The following is a 3,579-nucleotide window of genomic DNA, read 5'->3' as shown; positions in this document are numbered from 1 at the left end:
CTACAAAACGATAGTACGCTTGGCGGCTTGATAGCTCCTGTTGATGTCAAAAATATCCTTAATTTAGTGGATAATGGGGCGAGTAAAGAAGATCTTGCTAAGGCAGCAACAGGGATCGCTCTTGGTAAAGTTCTTCAAGGAAAGAAAAATAATACAAGTGAACAAACTCAACCTAAAACAAATAGTAACCCAGAAATTAACAAAGTAATTCCTGAAAATTTCACATCTAAGATTACTGAGCATAATACTCAACTAGGTGTTTTGAATGCGAAAAAAACTGGAATATCAGGTGCTCATAAGCAAGATGCTTTCTTGGAATCTGTTGAAATAACAGGAGCTAAAATTAATTTGAAAACAACAGATAAAAATTATCCTGGATTAATTGAATATAAGTATCAGCTACCGGCAATTGCTGGTAATGGTCCAAATGCAGGAAAAGTTATTGGTTATAAGAAAACTGAATCTAAAACAACTTATGACCCTAAAATATTATCTGATACAAAAGTTACAAACATGTCAAACCAAGCTGCAAAGCAGTCAGAAGATTACTTTAAAGCGAACCCTTCAAAGAATCTTCATGACGTCAAAGTTGATGGTTATTGGTTCAGAGTGACTAAAGATACTAAAACAGGGCAAGTCAGTAATGCTTTCATTACAATGCCCCCAAGGAACAGTAAATGATAGATAGTTTATCTTGGTTAAAAAAAGTAGAACAACGCCTCATAAATGATGGGGCTGGGGATTTATATTGCTTATTAGAAGTGATGTATAAAGAACAAAAAATGAACTTTCAACAATTTATTTATGATGCATCAAGAGGAATAGGCTGTGTTGTCTCTGAAGGGCTAGAATATGTATTAGATCAAGATTTAGATGACCCAAGCGAGTTTGATGGTGCTTGTTTTATCCTTGGTGACTATGAAAGTTCGACGCTTTCACCTCAGAAATTTGTTGAGTTAATGCAGGTCATAACGGATAGTTATATAACTGAGCACCCAGAAAATAAAGAGACAATAGAACGCTCTATGGTGAGACTTAAAGAGCGCTATACTTGATATTGACGTAGTTTTACTCCCCTTCTACCAGTAGGATAATCAACTGTACGGCTTGGCGTGTGAAAGTGAAATGACTTCCCACTATAAACCCGAGCTCATTCAGCTACTTATGAAGTGGTTTAATAAATTTGTCCACCTGAATAGAGGTGATATGCTCACCTCATAACAATAAAAATGCCCTAATGAAAAAACGAAATTTCAGTGCAGAATTTAAACGTGGATCAGCACTATACAGTTGCTGATGCAACTAAAGCGATGAATATTGGTCTTTCCACCATGACTCGATGGGTAAAACAGTTACGGGACGAGCGGGCAGGAAAAACGCCAAAAGCATCACCTATCACACCCGAGCAAATTGAAATACGTGAATTAAAGAAAAAACTTCAATGTATTGAAATGGAAAACGAAATATTAAAAAAGGCTACCGCGCTCTTGATGTCAGACTCCCTGAACAATTTACGTTAATTAGAAAACTCAGGGCGCGTTATCCCGTAGCCATTTTCTGCCATGTATTTGGGGTTCATCGTAGTAGCTATAAATACTGGAAATGCCGTTCTGTTCAGCCAGATAAAAGGTGCATCGAGTTACGCAGTTAAGTTCAGGAGCGCCATCACCTTAGCCATGGTTCTTGCAGGCACAAGGAATATCGCTATGATGACAACACACAGAGGCTTCCCGATGGGGCGTTGGCTTGCGGAGAGGCTCATGAAAGAATTTGAACTTGTAAGCTGTCAGCAACCGAGACACACGTTATAAACGTGGTGGGCAAGAACATATTGTTATACCGAATCATCTTGAACGTCAGTTTGCGGTTACCGAACCCAATCAGATGTGGTGTGGCGACGTGACGTATATCTGGACAGGAAAACGTTGGGCGTATCTCGCCGTTGTTCTCGACTTGTTCTCCAGAAAACCGGTGGGCTGGGCAATGTCGTTCTCTCCGGATAGTCGACTGACCATTAAAGCGCTGAAAATGGCGTGGGAAACTCGGGGTAAACCAGCAGGGATGATGTTCCACAGCGATCAGGGTAGTCACTATACAAGTAATCAGTTCCGGTAGTTACTGTGGCGTTATCGGATAACACAGAGTATGAGCCGACGCAGAAACTGTTGGGATAACAGCCCGATGGAGCGGTTCTTCAGAAGACTAAAAAACGATTGGATATCAGTGCGTTAGTGATGCAGTTCATGGTGTAACGGATTATATTGTCGGATATTACAGCACACTCAGGTCTCACTAATATAACGGCGAGTTACCCCCAAACGAATCTGAAAATAGATACTGGAAAACTCTAAAACGGTGGCTAGTTTTAGTTGACCATTACACAGGGAATAGGCCTAATGCAGGTATTGAACCTAAAGATTCATTGACACTTTTTGAAGGATCTATTCAAAGTTCAAAACAGTATCCCAATAAGGAAGTTAGATTTGCTGTAGATAATAAGGGAAATGTACATCGCTTTGAAGGTACTAATGGCGAATACCACTGGAATGGAAGCTCTGGTGATGTAAATAATCCACTTACAGGTAAACAAATACCTAGTGATGTTCAAAAACAATTAGGGGTCAAAATCAAATGATTTTTGGTGATCCGTTCTTTTTTGCGCTTCAATTTGATGTTGTAAAGCCTTGGTGTATTCAAAATGATATTTGGGTGAATGGGGTTTTTACCTTGTATATTGAAGGTGAGAAGTTATTTGATATTGTTGATGTTTTGGAGTTAAAAACTATACTGGGTTTTTATGCCAATTCACCAGTTAATAAACTCTGTACTAATGATATGAATATAGATGCGGTTAAGTTATATAAAAATGCTGAAAACTATTTTACAGGGGATGGAGAATACTTAATTGATGGTCTGTTTGATATGACATGTACAGCAATGGAAGATAATGGAATTTATCTATATTTTATAAAAAGTAGTGCTGCTGATCGATTAGTATGGAGTAAGGATAATGGAAGCAATGTTCATGAAACAATACTTCCATCAGGGACAATAAGTAGTGTAATTAATCAATTGCATCACTATCAATTATAAAAATCTATAGCGATTTTTTAGCTGCCTCACTCCCCTCTCTGCCAACCGAATAATCAACTGTCCGGCTTGGCAAGTGAGGTGTAGTGCGTACTCACCTCAAACCCAAACTCACTCAATTACTAACCGCTGATGATCAGTTATGGGCTGAGGTTGGGTTGACCTTTATTCTGTAAATAACCCACTGAATATCGTTTGGTTTTAACCACTTCACCCTTAGCCGTCGGCGCGAAGAGCTGCGTCTAATCTTTTTATTTATTTCTCTTGTTATACAAAAGATATCTTAACAAACCACCGATAAATACGACTCAAAGCAACAGGGTGGGAGTTTAAGCGGCAGTATAGGAACGGGCTTGAATACTACGGCTTCGGTGAATGCCAATAAAACCGAGATGCACAGTGACTATCAATCGGTGAATAAACAAACCGGCATCAACACAGGCAAAGACAGCAACACCACGCATTCAGCGGTGTCGGAAGGTGAGATTG

General features: G+C 39.2%; 4 protein-coding genes and 1 pseudogene. All 5 read left to right on the top strand.

From position 1 onward, the window contains the following. Nucleotides 1-681, top strand: a 681-nt coding sequence (locus M992_RS11985) for a CdiA family toxin C-terminal domain-containing protein (protein ID WP_222705225.1), incomplete at its 5' end; no start/stop codon positions are given. Then, complete coding sequence (locus M992_RS11980) at nucleotides 678-1,055, top strand: hypothetical protein (protein WP_053908808.1); 378 nt, start codon at nucleotides 678-680, stop codon at nucleotides 1,053-1,055. The genes M992_RS11985 and M992_RS11980, both read left to right, overlap by 4 nt. Nucleotides 1,056-1,237: 182 nt before the next feature. Continuing rightward, nucleotides 1,238-2,373: pseudogene (locus M992_RS14995) on the top strand (IS3 family transposase). Nucleotides 2,374-2,422: 49 nt separating this feature from the next. Then, entirely contained in the window at nucleotides 2,423-2,635 is a 213-nt protein-coding gene (locus tag M992_RS11965) for a hypothetical protein (protein ID WP_053908807.1), read from the top strand. Beyond that, nucleotides 2,632-3,093 (top strand): immunity 42 family protein, encoded by a 462-nt coding sequence (locus M992_RS11960; protein ID WP_053908806.1) that lies wholly within the window; start codon nucleotides 2,632-2,634, stop codon nucleotides 3,091-3,093. Before M992_RS11965 ends, M992_RS11960 begins: the two co-directional genes overlap by 4 nt. Nucleotides 3,094-3,579 lie beyond the last annotated feature (486 nt).

Source organism: Moellerella wisconsensis ATCC 35017, from assembly GCF_001294465.1.
Taxonomy (GTDB): Bacteria; Pseudomonadota; Gammaproteobacteria; order Enterobacterales; family Enterobacteriaceae; genus Moellerella; species Moellerella wisconsensis.
Note: the sequence above shows the minus strand (reverse complement) of the source record. Positions and strands in the feature narration are given on the sequence as shown.